At 49.6% G+C, this 23,277-nt stretch carries 24 protein-coding genes; 11 read left to right on the plus strand and 13 right to left on the minus strand.

The features are described from left to right. Positions 1-145: 145 nt before the first annotated feature. Entirely contained in the window at positions 146-2,335 is a 2,190-nt protein-coding gene (gene recQ, locus KK062_RS28755; protein ID WP_254087868.1) for a DNA helicase RecQ, read from the minus strand. 57 nt (positions 2,336-2,392) lie between these two features. On the opposite strand from recQ, the gene KK062_RS28760 reads away from it, so the two are divergent. Beyond that, positions 2,393-3,370: a KpsF/GutQ family sugar-phosphate isomerase gene (locus KK062_RS28760; protein WP_254087869.1), complete on the plus strand. Its 978-nt coding sequence runs from the start codon at positions 2,393-2,395 to the stop codon at positions 3,368-3,370. 74 nt (positions 3,371-3,444) lie between these two features. Next, positions 3,445-4,524, plus strand: coding sequence for a mannose-1-phosphate guanylyltransferase (locus KK062_RS28765; protein WP_254087846.1), 1,080 nt, complete (start codon positions 3,445-3,447; stop codon positions 4,522-4,524). 3 nt (positions 4,525-4,527) lie between these two features. Here KK062_RS28765 and KK062_RS28770 read toward each other — a convergent pair whose 3' ends face one another. Next, positions 4,528-5,445, minus strand: coding sequence for a nucleotidyltransferase family protein (locus KK062_RS28770; RefSeq protein ID WP_254087847.1), 918 nt, complete (start codon positions 5,443-5,445; stop codon positions 4,528-4,530). Between the two features lie 252 nt (positions 5,446-5,697). Here KK062_RS28770 and KK062_RS28775 point away from each other — a divergent pair, with 252 nt between their 5' ends. After that, positions 5,698-6,963, plus strand: a complete 1,266-nt coding sequence (locus tag KK062_RS28775) for a sugar MFS transporter (RefSeq protein ID WP_254087848.1) — start codon at positions 5,698-5,700, stop codon at positions 6,961-6,963. Positions 6,964-6,971: 8 nt separating this feature from the next. On the opposite strand, the gene KK062_RS28780 is transcribed toward KK062_RS28775, so the two are convergent. The 5 genes from KK062_RS28780 to KK062_RS28800 form a co-directional block, all read right to left on the minus strand. Continuing rightward, positions 6,972-8,057 carry a DNA topoisomerase IB gene (locus KK062_RS28780; protein WP_254087849.1) on the minus strand — a complete coding sequence of 362 codons (1,086 nt, stop codon included), beginning with the start codon at positions 8,055-8,057 and terminating at the stop codon, positions 6,972-6,974. A 66-nt stretch (positions 8,058-8,123) separates the two neighbouring features. Next, positions 8,124-8,663, minus strand: a complete 540-nt coding sequence (locus KK062_RS28785) for a YciE/YciF ferroxidase family protein (RefSeq protein WP_254087850.1) — start codon at positions 8,661-8,663, stop codon at positions 8,124-8,126. A 127-nt stretch (positions 8,664-8,790) separates the two neighbouring features. Then, complete coding sequence (locus tag KK062_RS28790; RefSeq protein ID WP_254087851.1) at positions 8,791-9,783, minus strand: MlaD family protein; 993 nt, start codon at positions 9,781-9,783, stop codon at positions 8,791-8,793. A 34-nt stretch (positions 9,784-9,817) separates the two neighbouring features. Further along, complete coding sequence (locus tag KK062_RS28795) at positions 9,818-10,609, minus strand: ABC transporter ATP-binding protein (RefSeq protein ID WP_254087852.1); 792 nt, start codon at positions 10,607-10,609, stop codon at positions 9,818-9,820. Further along, a complete protein-coding gene (locus tag KK062_RS28800; RefSeq protein WP_254087853.1) occupies positions 10,606-11,361 on the minus strand; it encodes an MlaE family ABC transporter permease in 756 nt (251 codons plus the stop codon). The genes KK062_RS28795 and KK062_RS28800 overlap by 4 nt, the downstream gene beginning before the upstream one ends. Before the next feature lie 243 nt (positions 11,362-11,604). Between KK062_RS28800 and KK062_RS28805 the strand changes: the two genes are divergently transcribed. From KK062_RS28805 to KK062_RS28815, 3 genes are all read left to right on the plus strand, one after another. Then, complete coding sequence (locus tag KK062_RS28805; RefSeq protein WP_254087854.1) at positions 11,605-11,751, plus strand: lmo0937 family membrane protein; 147 nt, start codon at positions 11,605-11,607, stop codon at positions 11,749-11,751. A 70-nt stretch (positions 11,752-11,821) separates the two neighbouring features. Next, the gene (locus tag KK062_RS28810) at positions 11,822-12,517 is read left to right on the plus strand and encodes a YiaD family glycine zipper/OmpA-like lipoprotein (RefSeq protein ID WP_254087855.1); all 696 of its coding nucleotides are present in this window, start codon (positions 11,822-11,824) and stop codon (positions 12,515-12,517) included. 84 nt (positions 12,518-12,601) lie between these two features. Continuing rightward, positions 12,602-14,206 carry a DUF748 domain-containing protein gene (locus tag KK062_RS28815; RefSeq protein WP_254087856.1) on the plus strand — a complete coding sequence of 535 codons (1,605 nt, stop codon included), beginning with the start codon at positions 12,602-12,604 and terminating at the stop codon, positions 14,204-14,206. Position 14,207: 1 nt separating this feature from the next. Here the strand turns inward: KK062_RS28815 and KK062_RS28820 are convergent, their stop codons facing one another. Further along, positions 14,208-14,543, minus strand: coding sequence for a response regulator (locus tag KK062_RS28820; RefSeq protein WP_254087857.1), 336 nt, complete (start codon positions 14,541-14,543; stop codon positions 14,208-14,210). Between the two features lie 64 nt (positions 14,544-14,607). On the opposite strand from KK062_RS28820, the gene KK062_RS28825 reads away from it, so the two are divergent. The 3 genes from KK062_RS28825 to KK062_RS28835 all read left to right on the plus strand — a co-directional run bounded on the left by KK062_RS28825 (position 14,608) and on the right by KK062_RS28835 (position 15,815). Beyond that, positions 14,608-14,982 (plus strand): YtxH domain-containing protein, encoded by a 375-nt coding sequence (locus KK062_RS28825; protein WP_254087858.1) that lies wholly within the window; start codon positions 14,608-14,610, stop codon positions 14,980-14,982. 115 nt (positions 14,983-15,097) lie between these two features. Continuing rightward, positions 15,098-15,439, plus strand: coding sequence for a hypothetical protein (locus tag KK062_RS28830; RefSeq protein ID WP_254087859.1), 342 nt, complete (start codon positions 15,098-15,100; stop codon positions 15,437-15,439). Further along, positions 15,432-15,815 (plus strand): hypothetical protein, encoded by a 384-nt coding sequence (locus KK062_RS28835; RefSeq protein WP_254087860.1) that lies wholly within the window; start codon positions 15,432-15,434, stop codon positions 15,813-15,815. The genes KK062_RS28830 and KK062_RS28835 overlap by 8 nt, the downstream gene beginning before the upstream one ends. On the opposite strand, the gene KK062_RS28840 is transcribed toward KK062_RS28835, so the two are convergent. Next, the gene (locus KK062_RS28840) at positions 15,805-16,230 is read right to left on the minus strand and encodes a response regulator (protein ID WP_254087861.1); all 426 of its coding nucleotides are present in this window, start codon (positions 16,228-16,230) and stop codon (positions 15,805-15,807) included. The genes KK062_RS28835 and KK062_RS28840 overlap by 11 nt on opposite strands. Positions 16,231-16,378: 148 nt before the next feature. Here KK062_RS28840 and KK062_RS28845 point away from each other — a divergent pair, with 148 nt between their 5' ends. Further along, a complete protein-coding gene (locus KK062_RS28845) occupies positions 16,379-16,636 on the plus strand; it encodes a hypothetical protein (RefSeq protein ID WP_254087862.1) in 258 nt (85 codons plus the stop codon). Positions 16,637-16,722: 86 nt separating this feature from the next. Then, positions 16,723-17,157: a pyridoxamine 5'-phosphate oxidase family protein gene (locus tag KK062_RS28850; protein WP_254087863.1), complete on the plus strand. Its 435-nt coding sequence runs from the start codon at positions 16,723-16,725 to the stop codon at positions 17,155-17,157. Here the strand turns inward: KK062_RS28850 and KK062_RS28855 are convergent, their stop codons facing one another. From KK062_RS28855 to rpoN, 4 genes are read right to left on the minus strand one after another with little or no spacing between them, the layout of a single operon-like run. After that, positions 17,158-18,591, minus strand: a complete 1,434-nt coding sequence (locus tag KK062_RS28855; protein WP_254087864.1) for a hybrid sensor histidine kinase/response regulator — start codon at positions 18,589-18,591, stop codon at positions 17,158-17,160. A 14-nt stretch (positions 18,592-18,605) separates the two neighbouring features. Next, entirely contained in the window at positions 18,606-20,135 is a 1,530-nt protein-coding gene (locus KK062_RS28860; RefSeq protein ID WP_254087865.1) for a PAS domain-containing sensor histidine kinase, read from the minus strand. 38 nt (positions 20,136-20,173) lie between these two features. Then, the gene (locus tag KK062_RS28865; RefSeq protein ID WP_254087866.1) at positions 20,174-21,682 is read right to left on the minus strand and encodes a sigma-54-dependent transcriptional regulator; all 1,509 of its coding nucleotides are present in this window, start codon (positions 21,680-21,682) and stop codon (positions 20,174-20,176) included. Between the two features lie 32 nt (positions 21,683-21,714). Beyond that, a complete protein-coding gene (gene rpoN / locus KK062_RS28870; protein ID WP_254087867.1) occupies positions 21,715-23,127 on the minus strand; it encodes an RNA polymerase factor sigma-54 in 1,413 nt (470 codons plus the stop codon). Positions 23,128-23,277 lie beyond the last annotated feature (150 nt).

The following is a 23,277-nucleotide window of genomic DNA, read 5'->3' on the forward strand; positions in this document are numbered from 1 at the left end:
CCCCCTCCGTCCGGTGGTGGTGGCCCGGCGTTTGTTATAACCACACACAAAAGATCCGCTAAAAAGCTTTAAAAAAAACCCCGCGGGGGGGGGGGGGCTCCCCTCTCAAAAGGTGCGCCACCCGCCGGCCGGCAGATTGGATTTCTTAGTTCGCGTATTCAGACATGAATTTGATACGCATCAGGCGGATTTCCTCCTCTGAATAGTCGGCAATGGAATCGTCGTTCAGGGCGGCCTCCATGCTGTCCGTATCAGCACTCATGAAGTAATCGTGTATATCGTCCTGCTTGTGCTCGTCCAGAACCTGGTCGATGTAGTAGTTCAGGTTCAGCTTCGTGCCCGAGTAGCAGATGTTTTCGATCTCCGTCAGCATGTCGCTAAACGACAGCTTCACCGTTTCGGCAATTTCTTCCAGGTCTACCTTGCGGTCGACTTGCTGAATGATCAGGATCTTCGTTTTCGACTTGTTTACCGACGACTTCACCACTACGTCGTTGGCCGTTTCGATGTCGTGCTCGTCTACGAACTGCTGAATAAGTGTCAGGAATTCATCGCCGAACTTGTTCACCTTGCCCATGCCTACACCGTTCACCTGGGCCAGTTCGTCCTTGGTGGTGGGATAGGTGGTTGCCATTTCCTCCAGCGACGGATCCTGGAAGATCACATATGGCGGCAGGTTCTTGTCCTTGGCAATCTTCTTGCGCAGGACTTTCAACATCTCGAACAACTTTACGTCGTACGATTTAGTGTTGACCGGCATGCGTTCGGCTGACTCTTCTTCTTCGTCAATCTCCGTGGTAAAGTCGTGGTCGCGTGCCAGTTCTACTGCGTGCGGCTTCCGCAGGAAGTCCTCACCTCGTTGTGAGACCTTCAGCGCGCCGATATTGTCAATGTCTTTTTCCAGGAATTGATAGATCAGCGTCTGGCGGATGACGGATTTCCAGTAGTCGACATCCTCGTCGCCACCCTTGCCGTATACAGCGAGGTCGAAGTGGCCATAGCTTTTTACATATTCGTCTTCTGTGCCGCGAATCACGTTCACAAGGTGATTCAGACCAAAGCGCTCGTTGGTTTGCTTTACAGCTTGTATTACCAGCTTCACGGCTTCCGTGCCGTCAAAGCGCTCGCGCGGATGTACGCAGTTGTCACACATGCCGCAGTTCTCTTGCGTATACTCTTCACCGAAGTAGTGCAGCAGCTGGCGACGACGACATACCGGCGACTCTGCATAGTATTCCATTTCCTGTAACAGGATGCGCGAATTCTCGCGCTCTTGCACCGGCTTGTCTTTGTTGAACTTCTCGAGCTTGCTCAGATCGTTATGGCTATAGAACATCAGGCAGAGGCCTTCCAGTCCATCGCGGCCACCGCGGCCTGTCTCCTGGTAATACCCTTCCAGCGACTTGGGCACATCGTAGTGTACCACAAAGCGCACATCGGGCTTGTCGATACCCATACCAAAGGCGATGGTTGCCACGATTATATCTACTTCTTCGTTGAGGAAGTCGTCCTGGTTCTTCATCCGCACATCCGGATCAAGCCCGGCGTGGTACGGAGCGGCTTTAAAGCCGTTTACATTCAGCAGCTGAGCGATCTCCTCCACCTTCTTACGGCTGAGGCAATAGATCACGCCTGACTTGCCTTTGTGTTCCTTCAGGAATTTGATCAGCTGTTTCTTTGTCTCTTTTTTTGGACGAACCTCGTAGTACAGGTTCTTACGGTTGAAGGAAGAGATAAACACATCGGCCTCTTCCATTTGTAAGTTCTTCTGAATATCGATCTGTACCTTGGGTGTCGCGGTGGCGGTCAACGCGATCACCGGCATATCGCCCAGGGTCTGGATCATGTTCTTAATGCGGCGGTATTCCGGGCGGAAGTCGTGGCCCCATTCCGATATACAGTGTGCTTCGTCAATGGCAACGAAGGCTACATTTACTTTCTTGAGGAACTCGATTGTCTCTTCTTTGTTCAGCGACTCCGGTGCAACGTATAGAAGCTTTACGTTGCCATTCATACAATCTTTCTTCAGTCGCGTGATCTCGCTCTTGCTTAGCGTAGAGTTTAAGAAGCGGGCATTTACACCGTACGCGTTCATTTGATCCACCTGGTTCTTCATGAGCGCGATGAGCGGGGATATAACGATAGCCAGCCCGTCTTTCATCATGGCCGGCAACTGATAGCACAAAGACTTACCAGCGCCCGTCGGCATGATGACAAATGTATTTCTACCATCCAGTAGATTGCGGATAATCGTCTCTTGATTACCTCTGAACTGGCTGTAACCGAATACTTCTTTAAGTCTTTCTTTTAGCGCATCTTTCTCTTCTACCAACATCATTTCGTCTGATAAGTTATATCTTTGTCAACAGACAAAGATAATTTTGAAAAGGCATTGAATTTAGGAAAAAATATCAAAAAAATTGCACAGGAGGTATTAATAAACGAATCCTTAGCAATTCAGAATCTCACCAATTTTATTGACGATAGCTTCGAAGCCTGCGTGAACGAAATTTATTCTGCCGGCGGGCGAGTTGTCATTACAGGCGTTGGCAAAAGTGCCATCATTGCCAATAAAATTGTTGCTACGTTGAACTCTACCGGAACCCCGGCGCTGTTTATGCACGCTGCCGATGCTATACATGGCGATCTGGGCATGATCCAAAAACAGGACATTGTCATTTGTATTTCCAAAAGTGGTAACACCCCGGAAGTCAAAGTACTAATTCCGTTATTGAAACGTAGAGGCTCCAAGCTTGTTGCCCTTGTGAGCAATACAAATTCATATTTAGCACAGCAGGCCGATTTTATACTCAATGCAACGATTGCGGAGGAAGCGTGTCCCAACAATCTCGCACCAACGACCAGCACTACGGCTCACATGGCCATGGGCGATGCCCTGGCAGTATGCTTGCTGGAGCTTCGCAATTTTAGTAGCAAAGACTTTGCCGAGTTTCACCCAGGAGGCTCCCTGGGCAAACAATTATACCTGAAGGTCTCCGACATCTATATCAACAATCAGCTACCGCTGGTAAGCCCTGAATCGCCGTTGAAGGATGTTATCATGGAAATATCCTCGAAAAGGTTAGGTTGTACCGCTGTTGTTGACAGCGACCGTAACCTCTTGGGTATCATTACCGATGGTGACTTGCGACGCATGCTCGAAAAGAGCAGCGACCTCACCCAGCTTGCCCACCTTAAAGCTGTCAGTATTATGAGCCCCAATCCCAAAAGGATCGAAAAAGATGAATTTGCAGTCAAAGCCTTACATGAGATGCAAGCCAACAATATTACCCAATTGGTTGTGCTCGAAGGCACCAAAGTAGCCGGTTTTATTCACCTGCACGACCTGCTGAAGGAGGGAATCGTTTAAAAAACCAGAAAAGTCTTTTATAAAATTCTGCATTGAACGTCTTTTGTAAAACGTCTTATCGACAAAACACTTAAATGAATCAAAATCTGTATGTTGTCCTCATGGCCGGTGGCGTGGGCGTCCGCTTTTGGCCATATAGCCGTAATTCTAAACCCAAGCAATTCTTAGACGTTCTCGGCACAGGAAAAACCTTACTCCAATCCACGTTTGAGCGTTTCCTACCGATCTGCCCCCAGGAGAACATATTTGTCGTCACGCATGAAGAGCACGCCGGTCTCGTACGCCAACAGCTGCCCACCCTGCAGGAAGACCAGATCCTGACGGAGCCCATGCGGAAGAACACCGCTTGCTGCATCGCATACGCCAGCTATAAGATCGCCAAACGGAATAGTGAAGCCGTGATTGTTGTGACACCGTCCGACCACCTCATCCTGAAAGAACAGGAGTTCCAGGACGTGATCCGCAAGGCCGCTGACCAGGGCCGCGTGCAAGACAAGCTTATTACCCTTGGCATCACGCCTACCCGTCCCGAGACGGGCTATGGCTATATACAATACCATACTGAAAAGGCTTTCGCGAAAAAGGTAAAAACCTTTACCGAAAAGCCCGAGCTGTCGCTCGCCAAGAAATTCATCGAGAGTGGTGACTTCGTGTGGAACTCGGGCATCTTTATCTGGGGTGTACAGGCCATCTTAAAGGCTTTCCATGAACACCTGCCCGAAATGTCGGAAGTGTTTGACGAGGGGGTAAAGCCCCGCCTCGATACGCCCGGCGAGAAGGAGGCCATTCTCAGCGCCTATTCACAATGCAAGAGCATCTCCATCGACTACGGTGTTATGGAGAAAGCCACCAACGTCTATGTATGCCTGGGCAATTTTACCTGGAGCGATCTGGGCTCGTGGGGATCGATACATGACATCTCGCCCAAAGACGAGAACAACAACGTGATCAATGCCAACGCACAGCTATACGACTCCCGCAACTGCATCGTCAAGGGCTCGGCGGATAAGCTAATCGTTGTACAAGGATTGAACGGCTACCTCGTCGGCGAATTCGGCAACGTGGTGATCGTTTGTGAAAAGGATAAGGAAGAGCAGTTCAGGCGGTTTGTCAATGACTTGAAAGCCCGCCCGAACTCCAACGACTTCCTATAATTCTTACCAGAGCTTCGAAGGGTATTCGCCCTTCTCGATCAGCGCCCGGATTTTGGACGACACTTCTTCTTTGTCTTCTTTATAGGTAACGCCAAACCATATGTTACCGCCGCCCAGTACTTTCACCTTGCCCTGGCCGCGGTGGATCAGCTCGTTTACGATCAGGGGTATATAAAACTCCGACTTGAGGTTCTGATTATTTTCTTTCAGGAAGTCTTCGAACATCGACGAAGCCAGTGCAAACACCGATGGATGGAAGCCCCAGAAGTTCATCGACGTGGGAGCTGATGGATCCAGTACACGGTCGCCGGCGGCTTCTTTCGAAATGACTTTGCCCTGTTCTTGTACGATGGTCGTGCGCTCCACGACGGATTGCAAATAGCCTTCGGCATCCTGCTCGCCTACACCGCGCGATACGCTGCCGTGCTCTGACAGCACGTTGCTCAACGTAAAGCCTACCATGGCGTGGGCGCCGGTCGTATCGTTCTTGAAATAATTGGCTACTGAGGCGAACGCCTCCTTTCCGTAAAAGTCGTCGGCATTGATGGCTACGAACGGCTCTTGAATGACGTCTTTGGCGCATAGCAACGCATGGCCTGTACCCCAGGGTTTGGTGCGCTCGGTAATGTCATAGGTGGGTGGAATAAGCTTATCGATGGACTGCACGACAAATTCAACCTCTACTTTGCCCTGCAGCTTCGGCAGGAATTTCTCTTTTACGGTCTCCAGGATTTCATCGCGCACAATAAAGACGACCTTTGTAAAACCCGCACGTACAGCATCAAAAAGGGAATAATCCATGATAGTCTCACCGCTGGGGCCAAAACCATCGATCTGTTTAATGCCTCCGTAACGGCTTCCCATGCCGGCGGCCATAACTAAAAGGGTGACTTTTTTTTGTGTGCGATTTGGTGTGTCCATGGGGTTTTAGTTTATTTCAGACCGGTAAAACGAAGTGTTTGCGCGAACATTTTGATTTTAAGAGGATTTTAACGGGCTTGAAGGAAGTTTCACAAAATTTCCTCTTGGGAAGCTCAAAAAAATGATATTCAAAGGCCCGCGCTTTAAAAAGTAATAAGGCCTCAAAAATAGAAGTTTTAAGACATGTGTGCATAGAACACACGAACAATAATAACCTATTTACCTAACCTAAAACCTAAAAACACCACCTGTATGACCAACGCAAGGAAAGGCTACCTGGTGCCGATGATCATCATCGGAACGCTCTTCTTCATTTTCGGCTTTGTTACCTGGGTCAACGGTACGCTGATACCGTATCTCAAAATAGCCTGTCAGCTGGAGAGTGACTTCCAGGCTTATCTTGTCACTACTGCTTTCTTTATTGCCTACGGTGTGATGGGTATACCTTCTTCGTACGTATTGAACCTTACCGGGTATAAAAAGGGGATGGCACTCGGTCTGCTCGTGATGGCCGTGGGTGCGGCGATGTTTATACCCGCTGCTCAGACCCGCAACTATAACCTGTTCCTTACAGGCCTTTTTATTATCGGTACCGGTCTTGCATTGCTGCAAACGGCCTCTAACCCGTATGTTACCATTCTCGGCCCGATCGAAAGCGCCGCCCAGCGCATAAGCATTATGGGGGTTTGTAACAAAGTGGCGGGTATCCTGGCGGGTATTGTGTTCGGCTATATTGCCCTGAAAGATGCAGATCAATTAACGGCCGCCCTGAAAGTAATGGACGCCGCGGCGAAAGAAGCGCAACTGACCGAGCTTGCCTCACGCGTAATCGTTCCTTATATTATTATCACGGCAGTACTTGTGGTCCTGGCTGTCGCCGTCATCCTGTCGTCATTACCAGAGATCAATGAAGAAGATTCCGAGGAGAGCCATGACGCATCCGTCCCCGGCAAGACCAGCATCTTCCAATTCCCACATCTGTTTCTCGGTGCATTGGCGCTGTTCGTCTATGTAGGTGTAGAGGTAATGGCCGCCGATACGATCATCAGCTATGGTAAATATTTAAATATTGAGATGGCTACCGCCCGCTACTTCTCGCAAGCCACACTGGCCTTTATGCTGGTAGGGTATATCACCGGTATCTTTACCATTCCCCGGATACTCTCACAAGAGCTTGCCATGAAGATTTGTGCGATCTCGGGAGCAATCTTTACGGTATTGGCGGTGCTGACTTCCGGCGCTACATCGGTGCTCTTCATTGCGTTGCTGGGTCTGTCCAACTCGCTTATCTGGCCTGCAGTATGGCCGTTGGCACTGGATGGTCTTGGTAAATTTACCAAGCAGGCGTCGGGCTTGTTGGTCATGGCCATTGCCGGTGGTGCTATCCTGCCACTGATCTATGGCTGGCTGTCGGATAACCTGCACGATGCCCAGTCAGCGTACTGGATCATGCTGCCCTGCTATCTGTATATTCTGTATTTCGGCACGAAAGGACACTTGGTCGGCCGGAAGAAATAATCGCCGTCCTAGTGCATGGCCTTTAGAATTTTCATCAATACTTTTTCCTCTGCGGTGAGATCAGCCTGTCCGTCGTTTACTTCGATCGCGTCCAGCTCCTTGAAGTAACGTTGCAGGTTGTTCTCTTCGTAGAGGCGAACCAACGAGGGGTGTACATAATACTTCCGACACACAGTTCGCGTATTCCCCAGCTTTTTACTTACGGCATCGAGCGCACTGAGTATATTACGTTTCACTTCGGCAGCGTTCGCCACATCCCCCAACGTCTTTAGCTCACGCAAAAAGTGCAGCGATCCCGCCCACGTACGAAAGTCCTTGGCCGTAAATTCAAATCCTGTTACCTGCTGGATATAACCGTTGACCATACCTGAGTCGATCGGGTGGCGCACACCATCGCGATCATAGTATTGAAACAGCTCCTTACCCGGAATTTCCCTGCATTCCTTTACAATACGCGCCAACCGCTTGTTGCGCAGCGACACATTGTGGAAGATACCTTTCTTGCCCTTAAAGGAAAATTGCAGGCTACTGCCCTCAATGGACACATGCTTGTCTTTTAATGTGGTCAACCCATACGAGCCGTAAAGCTTTTCATATCCATCATTACCGATGCGGATATAGGTGCGCTCCATCAGCGCAATCACGGCCGCCAATACCTTTTCCTCATGAAGCTCACGCCGGCTCAAGTCTTTCTCCAACTGCAACCGCAGCGTCGGCAATGCTTTTCCAAATTCATATAGCCGATGAAATTTAGTCTCATTGCGCAAGGCGGACCATAACGGATGATAGCGATATTGCTTGCGCTTACGCAGGTCAAAGCCCGTGGCTTGTATATGTCCCATGGGGTCAACACAAATCCATACGTCGGTCCACGCGGGTGGGATGGCCAGCTTGCGAATGCGCAGGATTTCGTCTTTGTCGCGTATCGCCTTCCGCTCCAGCATATAGGCAAAGCCCTTCCCCTTGCGCAGGCGCGTAATACCACGCGACGTGTCGGTTATATATTTTAATGATGCCGCCTTCGCCGCTTGCGCGTAGTTGCGGTCTATGCGAAGAAACTCGCGGTGTGTTAGTGGTGCGGCGGGTATATCCATAGCAGTATAGAGAAAAAAGTCAGGGCGCTTCGCCCTGACCCATAAAGCTGACAGGAAGCTGTAACCTTACTCCTGGTCAGCTGTTCCGTTGATATCCTCTTCGGCCAGTGACGTGAGCAGCTCGTCACACTCTTTTTCTTCATCCAGCGTTTGGCCCAACAAATTTTTGATGTCTTCGCGGCCCATGGTCTTGGCCAATTGCGCCAAACCACCATAGGTTGCAATTTCGTAGTGCTCGGCTTTCTGCGCCGCCAGGATCAGGCCCACATCGCGGGTAGCCGATCCTGCTTCGGTTTCTGAGATAATGCTCTCTCCTTCTTTGATAATGCCTTCCATCGCATCGCATTTCTTAGCCTGCGGCTTTTTGTCGAGCATTTCAAATACTTTTTCCAGACGGGAAATATGCTCCTGTGTGGCCACCAGGTGATCGGCAAAAGCACTGGCCAGTTCCTCCGATGTAGCGGCCTTCTGCATTTTCGGCAGGGCCTTCGTCAGATGCTTCTCAGCCCAATAGATGTCTTTAAGCTCTTCTACGAAGAAGTCTTGCAGCAAAGAAGCATCCTCTTTGGATGTTGCTTTTTTAGTTTTTGATGGTGTCTTTTCCATGGTATCCTGAGTTTATATAGGTTGTTACACCCGCGTTAAAAAATCGTATACCCGTTGTGCCTCCTGCAGGACTGCTCTTCGTTGTAGATGATCATCTACGCCTGTGGCACAATTGTCCGCACTGGCTCTATTTATCCCCAGCTTCGGCTGCCTTGCGGTCGCGTTTCTCCTTTTTTCGGAAATACCCGCGCAACAAGAAATTATGCTGCATCGCTTCCATATTCTCATCCAGTTTTGCCGAGGCGCTTTGCGCGTTGACCATTGTTTTTTCCATGCGGTTTGCGAAGGTTGTATCGGCCAGCAGCTTACCCAGGGCGTTGTCGTTGCTATTTACTTTCGACACTACTTCTTCCAGCTCGCTGGCGATCTTTGCTGAATTGGCCGATACTTTCTGCACATTCGCCAATGCGTCGTCAAACACGGATGCCATCGTCGTATCCGACACCAGCTTATGAATTATCCCCTGACCATTTTTCATCTCATATACAAGTGCGTTTAACTCCGCCGATGCTTTGCTCATATTCGAACCCACTTGTCGCAGGTTGGTGGCGGTCTCACGCAGATCGTGTGAAAACGAGCCCTTGTCGGTAATCAGGTCCCCTACGATGCCTTGCCCGTCGCTCACCCGGCGTGCAACTTCTTTCAAATCGAACGTAAGTGAACGTGTATTCTCTCCTACATCTTTCGCGATGTTGATGAGGTCTTGCGTATCTGTCGGCGACAATGAATTGATCGTGTCGTTATCAGCAATATTTTCAGGCGCAGCGCCGGGACGTATTACCACGATCTTGTTACCTACCAGTCCATCTGAGCCGACAGACGCTGTGGCATCGCGCCGGATAAATTCATTCTGTTTTTCCTTCAGCAACATGGTCACCAATACTTTGCCTTCCGAGGCAATCGTTACATCCCGTACGGTGCCAATCTTTACACCGGACAGCCACACGTTGTCGCCGCGCTTGAGGCCTTCCACGTTTTTAAAGACGGCCATAACCGTGATGGTGCGGTTAAACAAATTGTTTTCACTGCCAATAAAGAATGCCGCCAGGACAAATAGCAGCACCCCGCTTACGACAAAGATGCCGAGTTTTATATCCTGTTTTACTTCCGCTGTTTTCATAATTGTATAGACTTAATGTTTTCAGATAATACTGTCAATAGTTAAAGAATGGCTGGAGTTCCGGATCCGTAGTTTGCTTGATCTCATCAAATGTTCCTTCCAGTTTATTATATCCTCCCACCAGCGCGATGACGCGGTCTGCCGTATGGCGGGCACTGCTGATATCGTGTGTAATAATGATGGAAGCTGTTTTATATTTGTCGCGTACTTTTACGATCAGGTCGTTGATCTCGATCGAGGTGATTGGATCCAGGCCGGCTGTTGGCTCGTCGTAGAGCATGATCTTGGGGTTCAGGATCAACGTGCGGGCAATGCCCACGCGTTTTTTCATACCGCCTGAAAGCTCCGACGGCATCTTGTCGATGGCTGATTCCAACCCCACATCTTCTAAGGCGCTTACTACACGCTCGTCCAATTCCTTCAGGCTAAAAATGCCCAGATTACGCTTAAGGGGAAACTCCAGGTTCTGCCGCACGGTCATCGAATCGTAAAGAGCACTGCCCTGGAACGAAAACCCAACTTGCAGGCGCATTTCGTTTAGCTCGTCCTGATTTAGTTTCAATACGTCGTAGCCAAGAATGTTGATAGAACCGGCATCGGGTTTGATTAGGCCCACCATACATTTGATCAGTACCGACTTGCCAGTACCCGAACGGCCAAGGATGACCAGGTTCTCGCCGGCGTAGAGGTCCAGGTTCACATCACGCAATACGGCTACATCGCCGAAAGACTTTTGCAGGTTGCGTACACTGGCGACTATGGCGTCGTCAGCTTGCTGTGTCCCGGCGTCGGTAGTATACCGGTTATTTTGCAGAGGCGTGGTCATCGGCGGAAGAGGTTAATGAATTGCAGGCTTAATAAGTCCACTATAAAGATCAGGATCATCGATGCCACAACAGCGGTATTGGCGGCGCGCCCAACCCCTGTCGTGCCACGTTCAGCATGATAACCGGCGTAGCATCCTACAATGCCGATGGCAAAGCCAAAGAACCCGGCTTTGATGATGGATGAAAATATATCGACATACGTGACAGATACGGACACGTCGTTAAAATATAGCATAAAGCCAGTGTTGTTGATGGCGCTCACGGTAAGGTAAGATCCCAGCAATGCCATGACATCTGCAAACACCACCAGTAACGGTAGCATCAGTGTCGTCGCCGTAACCCGGCTTACTACTAAGTAGGAAAACGGCCGCGTGCCCGACACTTCCATGGCGTCGATCTGCTCGGATACACGCATGCTGCCTAACTCTGCACCAATATTAGAGCCTAGCTTGCCTGCACAGATCAACCCTGTGATCAACGGCCCCAATGAACGTATTACTGCTTGTGACACCAGCGAGGGTAGCCAGGACTCGGCACCAAACGATGCAAGCGACGGTCGTGACTGCCGCGTAAAGACGACACCCGCCAGAAAGGACGTAAAGGCGATCAGGAACAGGGACCGGTTACCCACTACAAAACATTGGTGCAACGTTTCCTTCCATTCATACGGGGGCATAATGGTCTCGCGCACCGCACGGGCAACAAATCGGTATATATCAGCAATGCGTATTAAGAAATTTCTGATTTTCATGAAGTAAAGTACTATGCTCTCCGCCAGCACAGTGTAAAACTTGTACCCCGCTCGCAATCGCCCATGCGCAGGGTCGCTGTGCAAAAAAATACCCAATAGCGATGACCGACTATTGTTTCCCAGACTCGCTACAGGTGCATATAATAAGCATTGTGTATAGAATGGGGCCTGCGTGCGCTGCAATGGCAAGCTTTTTTATTCCACACTCCGAAACCATATTAATAACAACTAACAAACCCCTATATGAGATCACTATTGTATTTAATTGCAGTCATCTTGATTATCGGCTGGCTGCTGGGCGTATTCTATTATAGCGCTACAGGCTTGATCCACGTTCTTATCGTGTTGGCTATTGTCTCCCTGTTATTGGGCGTGATCCGACGAGCGTGACAATCTATCGCCTGCCCGCCGAGGTTTTAACGTTGGCGGGCAGCGAGTAAATAAACTAAACCAATGAAGTATGAAAACCGTACAGCAATTGATTTCCAGATCGACCTTGCTGTTGGCCACAGCGGCCATCACAGCAGGTTTGCTTGGCGGCTGCCAGGCAAATAATACCATGAAAGGCGGTGCTATCGGCGCCGGTGCCGGAGGTGCCATCGGGGGCGTAATCGGCCACCAGTCGGGTAACACAGCCGTCGGCGCCATTATCGGTGCGACGGTAGGCGGTGCGGCCGGCGCGTTGATCGGCCGTCAGATGGATAAACAAGCAGAAGAAATTAAGCGCGACCTCGAAGGGGCGCAAGTAGAACGCGTAGGGGAAGGGATCAAGATCACCTTCAATTCAGGATTACTCTTCGCACTGAACTCGTCACAGCTTAACAATACCACGCAGCAAAACTTGCGCGAGCTGGCCGCCACGCTGAACAAGTACGAAGATACTGAGATTCTCATCGAGGGTCACACCGATAACACGGGCGGCGACGAACTAAACCAAACACTGTCAGAGCAGCGCGCAAAGGCTGTAGCTTCGTATTTGACTGCGCAAGCTGTAAAAAATGCCCGACTGTCGACAGTGGGCTATGGTGAAAACCAACCCGTTGCCGACAACGCCAGCGATGCGGGTCGCAACCAAAACCGTCGGGTAGAAGTGGCAATCTTCGCGAACAAAAAAATGAAGAAGCTTGCTGAGAAAAATCAGCTTGGCAATTCGTAGCGATACCGTCCGCTATATCTGGATCCCTGGGGGAGCTATACTCCTTCAGGGATTTTTTCTGAAAGTCCTGCCCGGGTGATATCCATGAAACGCAAAAAAATTCTGTTGATCTTCGCTGCCTGCATCCTTGTATTGGGGGTGTTGGCATTCGTGGGCTATACCCGGTTGCCCGCCTTTTTACAACAAAAGGCCCGTACGGCCGTAGCCGACCTGAAGCAGCAGGGCATCGATATTCACTACGATTCGTTACACATCGACCTCGCAGGCATGAACGTGGCCATCGACTCGTTCGAGCTGAATGTCCCTGCACAACATCTGCACCTGCGATCTCCCCGCATTGAAGTCTCTACCATCAAGCTTTTACCTTTACTATTCCGTAAGCGCCTCCATATCGCCCACGCCCGCATCGACCACCCCATACTGCTGCTGACAAAGCCTTCTGTAAAGGACAGTGTAAACGTGGAAGAGGCGGAGAAAAAACAAAAAACCTCGTCCTTTGCGTTGAAAATAGATTCGCTGCACATCCCCGGTCTTACCCTGGTACAAACCGATACCGTTCAACATGATACATTATCCGTTTCATTGCACTTCACGGCGGCGGCGCTCACCTTTGATAAACGTTCACCACAGGCTTTCGACGTCGGCGGTATCCGTCTTGATTCCACCCGGATCGTCACGGCCCTGTATACTTTTGGCATCCATCAACTGACGATCAACAAAACCTTACAACAATTAGAGGCCGACACCATCACCATTAAACCGCGGTACTCCAAGCGTGCCTTTGCCCGCCGCATGGGGTACGAGGTGGATCGTTTCGATGGTCTTATTCCCTATCTCAGCCTGCGCAATTTTCACATGGGCACCGGAGACTCCACATTTTTCACCGCCGGCCGCCTGGAGACGAGCACCACGCTACGTGTTTATCGTAATAAACATTATCCTTTTCCCAACAAGACGTACACACCCTTACCGATCGATGCATTGAAGCGTATACCGTTCTACCTGCGAATCGACACTTTGCGTCTGGTAAGGAGCTACATATCTTACGAAGAGGTTGGCGAGAAAGCCGACTCCAGCGGCACCGTGTTTTTTGAAGATTTGAATGCGACGCTCACGCATATCACGCAAGACAGCTCGGCTAACCCCCCGGTACTGGTCGCCGCGGCTAATTTTATGGGCAAGGGTAAACTCGCTATACAGTGTACCTTTTCGCGCACGAAGAAACCCGCCCACCTCAAAGGCACCCTGGTAGCGTTTCCGTTGCCCAGCCTGAACGATGTATTACAACCCCAGGCAGGGATCAAGATTGAAAGCGGCGTGATGAGCCGGCTGGCATTCCAATTCCGGTTCAACGACATCCGCTCCGATGGCTCGGTCGACTTAAGCTATCATGATCTGAAAGTAGCAGGCCTGCGCAAGACCAAAAAGAAGGATCGCAGGAAAGATCGCGATAAGGACAAGGACGGCACGCTCAAGAATGAGTTCCTGAGCTTTGCGTTGAATACCTTCATTCAGGACGATGCCGGTAAACTTTTTACGGGAGAGAAGAAAACGGGGACTGTGCTGTTCTACCGCGACCGTAAAAAGGCCATCTTCAATTTTTGGTGGAAATCGCTCTTCTCGGGCATTAAGTCGTCGTTCAACATTGAAAACGACAAAGCGCGTGGCAAAAAGCGCAACAAAGAATAGATCAAAGGAAGCTCTTCAGCGTGCTAAGGCTGATCGGTTTTTCGAGAAACTTAACAGAAGGTATATTTTCAAGCTCCTGGGGTGGGTGGGTGAAGGCGCTCATCAGGTTGATCTTGCTGTGCGGTAAGAGCGCGCGCAATTGGCCTACGGTGTCCCAGCCCAGGCCGTCGGGCAGGTTGTTGTCCAGGAACAATATATCCGGAGACAACTCCCGTGCTTTTTGCAACCCATCCCGTAGGGTAAATGCCAGGTGTACATCGAACTGTAGGGGCTGAAGGTATGCGCGCATAAGCACACATAAGTCTTCTTCATCATCGATAATCAGTATACGCTTCATCAACTCAGTCCAATGATACAAAATCTATACAAAAAAGCGTAAAAAGAATATTGTTAACCCCATTTTGGCGGCTGTAGATATTCGTACCCAGCCAATAAGCGGCGGCAGCAAGCTTTCAAGAAAGGAACAATTTTTTACCGTTTTCTTGCAAATCAAACCAAATAAGGGTATGAACAAGAGTAGTAAAATAGTCCTCGGAATCATCGGCGCAGCGGCTGTCGGCGCTGTTATTGGTATGTTGGTCGCTCCCAGCAATGGTGACGAAATGCGTAAGAAAATCTCCAAAGCCGCTTCTGACTTTGCGGAAGATCTGACAAAAGCGATTGCTGCCGGCCGCGAGCAAATGAGCGACGCTAAAGGCACAATCCTCAAAGAAGCTAAAGGCCTGAGTAGTGATGCTGCAGCACGCTATAGCCGTGTGAAGGAATCGTTAAGCTAACAAGACGACCTACACGCGCCTCCACAACAAGAGCACGTGTACACGGCATCGGAAGTAGCCGGTCGAGCCGGCTGCTTCCGATGCCTTTTCTCACCACCGCCCAAACCTATACTACATGGAAGAGCTGAAAAACAAGGCCGAAAACCTGACGGATCACGTCAGTGATTACCTGGAAACGTACTATAAATTAACCGTTCTCAATGCCACTGAAAAAACCGCAGGAATTGCCTCAGTAAGTATTACCGCCATCTTTGTAGGCTTCCTGGTGCTGTTTGTTTTGCTGTTTTCCGGCTTCGGATTTAGCTGGTGGATCGGCAAGGCGATCGACAACATGATTGGCGGCTTCTTTATCATGGCCGGCATCTACCTGGTCTTCATAGGCATTATCTTCATTTTCCGGAAGAAGTATATTGCGCCCTTTATACGCGACTTTATCATTCAAAAAATCTATGAATAGCATTATACGTTCGCATGATGACCTGCTCGCCGAGCAAGAGCGTCTTCGGTTACAACTGAAGGTGCAAAAAGAACAAATTCGCGACGACCTATCCGAGATCAAAGAAGAGTTCAAACCGGTACTGAGTCTGGTTCGTGTCATTGGTAAGTTTACCAGCCGCGAAACGCGTAACGATGCCATTGTCACGACTGGCTCGTCCCTGGCCATCGACCTCCTTCTGAAGAAATTTGTATCAAACAATCTTCTGGCGCGGATGTTCCTTCCATCGCTGCTTAAAAATGTATCCTCCCACGTCATTTTTAATAACGTGGCACCCTTCTTAGGCAAGCTGTTTAAAAAGAAAGGAAGATCGAATGGACTAGCCGTTATGGAGTAGACGCAACCTGAAACCAGTAGTTGCGAATGTTTTCGACGACGCTCAAAAGCGCCTCAAAGCTGGTGGGTTTTACTACATAACTATTCGCCCCCAATTCATAACATCGTTTAATTTCGGAGTCATTCTTTGTCGTGGTAAATACAACGACCGGGATACGCTTAAATATGGGATGCTGCTTTAGGTCGCGCAATACTTCGCGCCCGTCTTTTTTGGGCATGTTTAGGTCCAGTAAGATAAATCCCGGAAAATCCGGCCCGCCGTGGGCAGTTTCTGCCATTTCCAGGAAGCGAAGCAGTTCTACGCCGTTTTCCACAAATTCAATCCTGTCTGAATATCCTTTTTCGCGGAACGCAGTCTGCATGAGATAACGGTCATCGGCATCGTCTTCGGCCACCAGGATAAATGCCTTACTCATAAAGTGAATAAATTAACCAAATATACGGATTCACTTGCGAAAGCATACAATATCGCGCCTACTCTGTAATTTGAAAAAAAACCGGTATCTTCGAAAAAGCTCTTGTGTTGGCATTCGTTTTTTAGTTGTTCCCCTAAAATGAAACATCATGAAAACGCAACATACCACTCCGGCCTCACCCACTTCCAAAAAATCTGGGACCAAAGAAAAACCCACTAAACCTGGCCGTAAAAAGAAAGCTACTGCTCAAGAGGAACGCTTACAGGAAGAAGCTGAGCACGCACAGCAACCTACGGTACAAAATAGCCCCCCTGACAATGTGCGGGTAAACGAAGACGAGCAGCGAAAACCCGTCAACCGCGCGGATGCTACGTCCGACATTACACCCGAAGACACCGACAATTAAAACAGTGCGAGAGCGAATACGGTATTCTGTCTTTTCTTCGCTCACACTGACCCTCACACTTTGCATTCACCTGTACTACCAACGCCATGAAAACCGTACCTGCGTATCCGCCCGCGATCCAAAAATTTAAGGAATTGCTCAACGATGTTGAAGTATGCATGCTTATGACGACCGACAACGGCGGTAAAACGACCAGCCGCCCGATGATGACCCTGGACGTGGACCGCGACGGACGCATCTGGTTTTTTACCAATGAGCTCTCGGACAAAGTGCAGAACGCCAGCGAACGCGACGCCGTCGCGCTTATTTATGCACGGCCGTCAAAAAATATCTATATACACATCAACGGGACGTGCACCATCGTACGCGACAAAGCAAAAGAACACGAGCTATGGGTGCCGCCACTCACCGAGTGGTTCCCATTAGGATTAGACGATCCTAAATTATGCTTGATTCGCGTTGTCCCGGACGAGGCTCACTATTGGGAAAGCACGCTCAGTAAAATGGTAGCGTTTATCTGATCACTGCACCGGGAAAGCGATCACAAAGGTAGTTCCCACATTTTCTTTGGAACGTACGTCGATGTGCGCTTTGTGCGTTTGTAGAATATTAAGTGTCGCCGCCAGTCCGAGGCCCATACCGTTGCGTTTAGACGTGAAGTAGGGCTCGAAAAGCTTCGAGATACTCTCCTGCGGTATACCACATCCGTTGTCTGCGATCTCGACCGCGTATTGCAACGCCGAAGGTGTTACCTTAATGCTTAGCTCGCCCGGCCGGTCGCGCATCGCTTCTACCGCGTTTATAATAATGTTGAGGAACGCCACCTTCAGCTTGTCGGCATCGGCCTGAATATAGCAAGGCACATCCGGGTAGCTTACCTTCATGCTGATGCGCTGCAGCGTAATGCGATCCAGCGCCGCACTGATACTTTCGTCGAGTACCGTCTGTAGAATGACACGTTTGAAGATCATCTCCGTCGGCCGCGACGAATCCAGTAGCTCGGTAATGAGGTCGTTGATGCGTTTGGAGTTCCGGTGAATGATCTCTAAGAAAGGAGTGTCGTCTTCACTCTGGTTAACGGGGATCAATTGTTCCACCGACATCTGAATATTGTTCAACGGATTGCGCACTTCGTGCGCCAGCGTGCGTACCAATCGCCCCGTGGCTGCCAGCTTTTCGGCCTGGAGCGTAGCTTTCTCGACCTTCTTCAGGTTTGTAATATCGTGAATGATGCCTTGCACGTATGGAGCGTCGTCGTTGCCGATTTCCAGCGAGGCTGAAATGATACAGTATTTTTTTTCACCCTGCCGGTCGGCCAGAGTAATCTCGACATCGTCGATTTCCTTCGACTGCAACAAACCGTCATACACCTTGTCTTTGCCATCCAGGATGAGGTCGTATAACGACAGGTTTAAAAGGTCTATCTGGGCATAGCCCAATAGTTCCGATGTAGCATTGTTCATGTCGCGAAAACGCAGGCCTTCATCGGCAATAAACACGGCGTCTTTAGAGCGTTCAAAAATGATGCGGTATTTGCGTTCGTTCGAACGCAGCGCTTTCAGCGCACCGGCACGTTCCAGCGAGTAGCGAATACTTCGCTCAAGCTTCTCGGTATTCAACTCTGACTTGATGAGATAATCCATCGCCCCGATCACCATCGCCTCATTGTCGACGGCTTTGTTGCCTTTCCCTGTCAGGAGAATGATCGGTTCTTCACAGTTCAGTCTAACGGCCTCTTTCAACAGGTCCAAGCCCGTTTTCGCGCCCAGGCGATAGTCTACCAGGTATAATTGATACTGCCGCTGACGAATGTGCTCCACAGCCCGGGCATATGTCGGGCACCAATCGATTTCGTAGCGTACGCCCTCGATGCTGCGGATATAATCACTGGTTAGGATGAAATCGTCTTCATCGTCGTCTACAATGAGAATTCGTGTAACGCTGGACTGCTGCATGTACTCTATTACGGTCAGAATTGTTTTTCGGGAAGGAGCAAGTGAAAGACGGCACCGTGGCCCGGTGTACTTTCGGCATAGATCGCACCGTTGTGGTTGTCCATGATCTTTTTACAAATGGCCAGGCCGATGCCTGAGCCTGGGTATTCCGATTTGCCATGCAACCGCTGAAAGATCTGGAAGATCTTTTCAGCATATTCTTCTTCAAAGCCGATACCGTTGTCTTGTATCGTGATCTTGATAAATTCTTTGTCCGTCGGCAAATGCTGATCTTCTTTGTCGCGGCGTGTAGCTTTATCGCTACTGATCGTAACTACCGGGGGCTTTTCTTCGCTGTGGAACTTGATGGCGTTACCCAGCAGGTTGTTAAACAACTGCTTCATTTCCGCCTCGACTACTTCCACTTCCGGCAGCGGACCGATCATGATCTGAGCACCGGTCTCTTCGATCTTCAGTTCCAGATCAGTCGTAACGGACTGTATAGTTTTCCTGAGGTCTGTGCGTGAAAACGCATAGGAGCTCCGGGCCATGCGCGAAAACTCGAGCAGGTTATCAATCAGAATACGCATGTTTTCCGTCGACGCGAGAATACGCTCTACGTACAACGATCCTTCGCTGCCCAGCTGCGTTATAAATTTCGCTTTCAATCGCTCACTAAATGTCGAAATCTTGCGCAGCGGCTCCTGCAAATCATGTGATGCCACATAGGCGAATTCCTCCAGTTCGCGGTTGGAGCGGTTTAGCTCGCGAATGCTACGTTCACGTTCACGCTCAAAATATCGTAAGGGTGTAATGTCACGGGTAATTCCAATCATCTTCACCACTTCGTTCTTTTCCCCCAGAATCACTTTGCCTTTGGTAGAAACGAACTTCTGCACGCCCGCGCGTGTCGTGATACCATACTCGCACTCAAAACCTGTTTGTGTGTCGATGGCTTCTTTCACATGAGATTGGAAGTTGGCGGCATCTTCCGGAGACATATGCTTAAAAAAGAACTCGCGGGTGATGTCCGCGACTTCTTCGGGAAGGTATTCAAATAGCTGGTACAGACCTTGTGTCCACTGTGTGGTATCAGTAGCGGCATCCCAATTCCAGCTGCCGAATTGTAACAGCGCCTCCGTTTCGTGGAGCAGCTCACGCAACGCTTGTACTTCCTCCTGCCCTTTCCACTGATCGGTAATATCCTGTGCCATGAACAGTAGTGACGACGCCGTGCCATCAGCCTTACGGCGTAACACCGAGCCTTGCGTGCGGAAGTAACGCCAGCCGCCCTGACGGTGTGTCATGCGGCTGTTGTAGGCATGCGACGCGTTATCCTGTAAATCCTGGAACTTCTCCAGCTCGCGTTGTACCAGCGCTAAGTCTTCGGGAAAAATAAATTTATCGAGTGAGCAGTCTTTCAGGTCCTCCAGCGGCAAACCCAGAAAATCAGTGACGCGTCTGCTGATATACTTCAAGCAACGGCGGTCGACGTCGTAGACATAGACTATCCCTGGAAAGAAATCAGCGAGTCTCCCATCAAAAGAGTCTTTGCCTTCTTCCATGTCAAATATTTCGCCCAGATAATTTATGCCATCCACGCTTATACCTCCTGCTGAAACTCAATATTATTGAGTTCCTTATATTGCTTGATCTTATTGTATAACGTTTTACGATCGATCTTTAGTAGTTTGGCTGCCTTACTTTTATTAAAATTCACGCGCTTCAGCGCTTCGAGTATAATTTCATACTCCGCGTCGATGCCTGCGCCCTTCAAGCCTGACTCTTTGATCACAGGGCGCGAAGGCGAGGGCTGGTACGGCAGTCCATGTTCGGCGGGCGACGAGGTGCTGCCCATCGGGACTGCTTCTCCACCGTTTCCGTCGAACTGAAGCTTGCTGTAGTTGGACACCTCAAACGGAATGGTCCGCGTCTCAATAATATCGGTATCACTCAGCAGCGTCGCACGTTTTACAACGTTCTTCAGCTCGCGCAGGTTTCCATGCCATATGTAGTTCTTAAATATGTTCTCCACTTCGGCACTGAAGCCTTTTACGTTCTTGCCGAGCTCCTGGTTGGTAATGCTCAGAAAGTGCATGGCAAACGTCATGATGTCGTTCTTGCGTTCACGCAGCGGCGGTACGTTGATCTGGAATTCGTTGAAACGGTGGTATAAATCTTCGCGGAAGCGACCGGTACGGGCAGCATCCCACAGCTTTTCGTTACTTGCCACGATAATACGTACATCGAGATCGATGTCTTTTGTACCACCGACGCGTTTCATTTTACGCTCTTGCGTTACGCGGAGCAGCGATACCTGTACGTCGTACGGCAGGTTGGCGATTTCGTCCAACAGGATCGTGCCGCCATTGGCAAGCTCGAAGCTGCCGATCTTTTGGTTCAAGGCGCCGGTAAAGGAGCCTTTCTCGTGACCGAACAGCTCACTGCCGGCCAATTCTTTAGAAAGCGCACCACAGTCTATGGCAATAAAAGGTTTATCACTGCGTTTGCTTCGCTTGTGGATTTCCTGTGCAATCGCCTCTTTACCGCTACCGCTCTCACCATAAATGATGATGCTATAGTTGGTCGGCCCTACCAGGTCAATTTGGTTGAGTATATTTTTAAAGTCCGGGCTGTTGCCGAAGATATACTGCTGACGATCGTTTTTCTTGGCATACTGCGTTTGAGACTTGGGCGTATAGGAGGCAGATGTGGACTCGCTGGACGGCGACGACTCGCCGGAGCCCGAGGGATTGGCCAGCGCACGCTTGATGGTCAACAGAATTTCGTCTGGCAGCAGAGGCTTGGTGACATAGTCGATCGCCCCCAGTCGCATGACTTCCACGGCTGTCTTAATGTTGCTATAACCGGTAATGATGATCACAGGTACGGCCGGAAGCCGCTCTTTGATGTTTTTCAGGATAGTCGTGCCATCCATATCTTCGAGCTTGAAGTCACACAAGATCAGATCGGGACTTGTGTTTTCCAGCACCTCCAGCGCTTTCTTACCGCTGTTGGCTTCCATGGCTTCAAAGCCATGTTTCGATAAAAAGCGCTTTAGCACAAGGCACATGTCCTTGTCATCATCAATAATTAGAATTTTTTCTGCCATATCTTTTAGTAACCTTTTTCAAGACGAAAAAATCAAGCCCAGAAGGCACGCATCTGCGCCACCGGGATTTGGAGATGCTCACGATACTTCGTTACCGTTCTCCGAGCGATGTTAAATCCTTTGGTCGCCAGCACCGCCGCCAGTTGCTGGTCTGAGTACGGCGTCTTTTTATCCTCGGTCTTGATCACTTCCTCAATTTCTTTTTGAATGACCTTGTTACTGACAATGGCGCCTTGTTTGTTTTCAATGCCTTCGCTAAAGATGTTTTTCAGCAGAATGGTACCAAACGGCGTCTGTACATACTTGTTACAGGTAATGCGTGACACCGTTGAAATATCCACACCGACGCGTTCGGCAATGTTTTTGAGGATCATCGGCCTGAGCAACGACTTGTCACCTTCCAGGAAGTAGTCGTACTGATATTGCACAATAGCATTAATCACATTCAACATCGTGCCTTCCCGCTGGCGGATGGCGTTGACAAACCATTCGGCGGAGTTGAGCTTGCTCTTCAAGTATTGGAAAGTGCGTTGATCTTTACCTTTCTCGGCATCCTTCACCATCGACTTCATACGATTGTTGATGAACAGATTGGATGAACGCTGGTTGGCCAGACATACCTCTACGCCATCGTCACGATGCGTAACGATAAAGTCGGGGATGATGCTTTCGACGTTAGTCTTTTCCTCGGTCGTACCGATGGGATTCAAATTCAGATGAGCCATCAATTCGAGCACCATACGCAACTCTTCCTCGTCGATGCCCAATGCCTCTTCTATCTTCTCAAAGTTGCGGCCTTTAAGGTCTGTATAAAAATCTTCCAGGATACGAATAGCCGCCTTTACGTCGGGGCGCTTCGTGTTCATGCGACGCAGTTGCAGCATCATGCATTCTTGCAGGGTGCGGGAACCTACACCGGCAGGCTCCAGCTGTTGGATATTTTTCAGAATTTTATCGGCATCGTCGGCCTCAATCCAACTCATAGTCTTCAGGGAGTAATCATCCGCCAGCGTGTCGAGGGATGTTTCTAGGAAGCCTTTCTCGTTCAGGTTGTCGATAATGAAATGCGCAAAGGTCTCTTCAGCTTCCGACATCTTGATGGCCGAGAGCTGTTCTTTGAGGTCTTCGCGAAAATCACGCCGAGCTATGATCGGTTTGTCCGGCATATCATCCTGCTGGTAATAGTGCTTGTTCTCCGTCTTGTAGTCCGGAACATCGTCATAACCATACTCGTCCCAATCCTGATACTCCTGAACATCGTCCTTACTGGTCGTAGCGACGGCGTCGTCGGCATCAGTTTTTTCTTCTATGATGGGATTCTCTTCGAGCTCATGAATTATGCGTTGTTCCAGTTGCAGTGTCGTCAAATGAAACAGCTCCAGCATTTGTAGCTGCTGGGGATTAATCTTAAGCTGTTGCTTCTGTGTAAGGTTCTGGTGAAGCATAATGTTTCGGGTTTATCGAACAATAGCTTATGCAACCTCAGCACCAAAAATCTGACCCGTCTTAAAATTTTATGCAAACGACTGAAAACCAGATCAATAAATATTTTTTGACGTGGTACCGTAGGAAAGCCTATGTACAAATATGTAGAT

The organism is Dawidia cretensis (genome assembly GCF_018598175.1).
GTDB lineage: Bacteria > Bacteroidota > Bacteroidia > Cytophagales > Cyclobacteriaceae > Ohtaekwangia > Ohtaekwangia cretensis.

What these genes read in the sequence shown, in the direction of transcription:
- KK062_RS28820 (WP_254087857.1), bottom strand. Translation starts at nt 14,543, where the DNA reads ATGAAGCGTATACTGATTATCGATGATGAAGAAGACTTATGTGTGCTT.
- KK062_RS28830 (WP_254087859.1), top strand. Translation starts at nt 15,098, where the DNA reads ATGGAAGAGCTGAAAAACAAGGCCGAAAACCTGACGGATCACGTCAGT.
- KK062_RS28865 (WP_254087866.1), bottom strand. Translation starts at nt 21,682, where the DNA reads ATGGCAGAAAAAATTCTAATTATTGATGATGACAAGGACATGTGCCTT.
- KK062_RS28840 (WP_254087861.1), bottom strand. Translation starts at nt 16,230, where the DNA reads ATGAGTAAGGCATTTATCCTGGTGGCCGAAGACGATGCCGATGACCGT.
- KK062_RS28780 (WP_254087849.1), bottom strand. Translation starts at nt 8,057, where the DNA reads ATGGATATACCCGCCGCACCACTAACACACCGCGAGTTTCTTCGCATA.
- KK062_RS28815 (WP_254087856.1), top strand. Translation starts at nt 12,602, where the DNA reads ATGAAACGCAAAAAAATTCTGTTGATCTTCGCTGCCTGCATCCTTGTA.
- KK062_RS28850 (WP_254087863.1), top strand. Translation starts at nt 16,723, where the DNA reads ATGAAAACCGTACCTGCGTATCCGCCCGCGATCCAAAAATTTAAGGAA.
- KK062_RS28845 (WP_254087862.1), top strand. Translation starts at nt 16,379, where the DNA reads ATGAAAACGCAACATACCACTCCGGCCTCACCCACTTCCAAAAAATCT.
- KK062_RS28855 (WP_254087864.1), bottom strand. Translation starts at nt 18,591, where the DNA reads ATGCAGCAGTCCAGCGTTACACGAATTCTCATTGTAGACGACGATGAA.
- KK062_RS28800 (WP_254087853.1), bottom strand. Translation starts at nt 11,361, where the DNA reads ATGAAAATCAGAAATTTCTTAATACGCATTGCTGATATATACCGATTT.
- KK062_RS28810 (WP_254087855.1), top strand. Translation starts at nt 11,822, where the DNA reads ATGAAAACCGTACAGCAATTGATTTCCAGATCGACCTTGCTGTTGGCC.
- KK062_RS28770 (WP_254087847.1), bottom strand. Translation starts at nt 5,445, where the DNA reads ATGGACACACCAAATCGCACACAAAAAAAAGTCACCCTTTTAGTTATG.
- rpoN (WP_254087867.1), bottom strand. Translation starts at nt 23,127, where the DNA reads ATGCTTCACCAGAACCTTACACAGAAGCAACAGCTTAAGATTAATCCC.
- KK062_RS28785 (WP_254087850.1), bottom strand. Translation starts at nt 8,663, where the DNA reads ATGGAAAAGACACCATCAAAAACTAAAAAAGCAACATCCAAAGAGGAT.
- KK062_RS28805 (WP_254087854.1), top strand. Translation starts at nt 11,605, where the DNA reads ATGAGATCACTATTGTATTTAATTGCAGTCATCTTGATTATCGGCTGG.
- KK062_RS28765 (WP_254087846.1), top strand. Translation starts at nt 3,445, where the DNA reads ATGAATCAAAATCTGTATGTTGTCCTCATGGCCGGTGGCGTGGGCGTC.
- KK062_RS28860 (WP_254087865.1), bottom strand. Translation starts at nt 20,135, where the DNA reads ATGGAAGAAGGCAAAGACTCTTTTGATGGGAGACTCGCTGATTTCTTT.
- KK062_RS28795 (WP_254087852.1), bottom strand. Translation starts at nt 10,609, where the DNA reads ATGACCACGCCTCTGCAAAATAACCGGTATACTACCGACGCCGGGACA.
- recQ (WP_254087868.1), bottom strand. Translation starts at nt 2,335, where the DNA reads ATGTTGGTAGAAGAGAAAGATGCGCTAAAAGAAAGACTTAAAGAAGTA.
- KK062_RS28775 (WP_254087848.1), top strand. Translation starts at nt 5,698, where the DNA reads ATGACCAACGCAAGGAAAGGCTACCTGGTGCCGATGATCATCATCGGA.
- KK062_RS28835 (WP_254087860.1), top strand. Translation starts at nt 15,432, where the DNA reads ATGAATAGCATTATACGTTCGCATGATGACCTGCTCGCCGAGCAAGAG.
- KK062_RS28790 (WP_254087851.1), bottom strand. Translation starts at nt 9,783, where the DNA reads ATGAAAACAGCGGAAGTAAAACAGGATATAAAACTCGGCATCTTTGTC.